Annotated in this window: 1 protein-coding gene; it reads left to right on the top strand. The window is 59.3% G+C overall.

The genetic code is table 11. The annotated features are described in order from the left end of the window. Positions 1–27: 27 nt before the first annotated feature. On the top strand, positions 28–509 hold a 482-nt coding region (locus PZA18_RS24180), incomplete at its 3' end, for a hypothetical protein (protein WP_284103447.1).

The following is a 509-nucleotide window of genomic DNA, read 5'->3' as shown; positions in this document are numbered from 1 at the left end:
AACCTGCATCTGATCGATCTGCCGGGAGTGACTAACAGTGATCTGCTGCTGGTGCTCACCGGCGAGAACGGCGAAGTTGCGTCGGTCAACGCCAAGGCCAATGCCTGGGGTGGCCTGGTGTTCGAACACGGTAACCAGGCGCCTCAGTCCTGGATGAAATTCCGCTACGACCTCTACAAGGGCAATAGCCGCGACCCGGCCAATCTGCTGCGTCGTGGCAGTGTCGATCGCACCGCCGGCACCGAGATTCCGCAGAATGTCGAGCTGGTAAAAATTGACCTGCCCGGTTCGGTCTCACACATCGAGTTTACCTACACCGCCAATGGCCAGACCTATGTGATCGAGGCCACGCGGCCGGATGTGACCCAGATAGCGCAGTTCAGCTATAAATCCCCGGCCACCCGGCCGGTCGAAGCCGGCTGGTATTGGGATAGCAAGGGCCTGGTGTGGGATACCCGCGCCGTACTGCAGCCGACGCGTGATATTCACGTTACTTACGAACTGAAGCT

This window comes from Parachitinimonas caeni, from assembly GCF_030129945.1.
In the GTDB taxonomy this organism is placed as follows: domain Bacteria; phylum Pseudomonadota; class Gammaproteobacteria; order Burkholderiales; family Chitinimonadaceae; genus Parachitinimonas; species Parachitinimonas caeni.
This window is presented reverse-complemented; position numbering and strand designations above follow the sequence as displayed.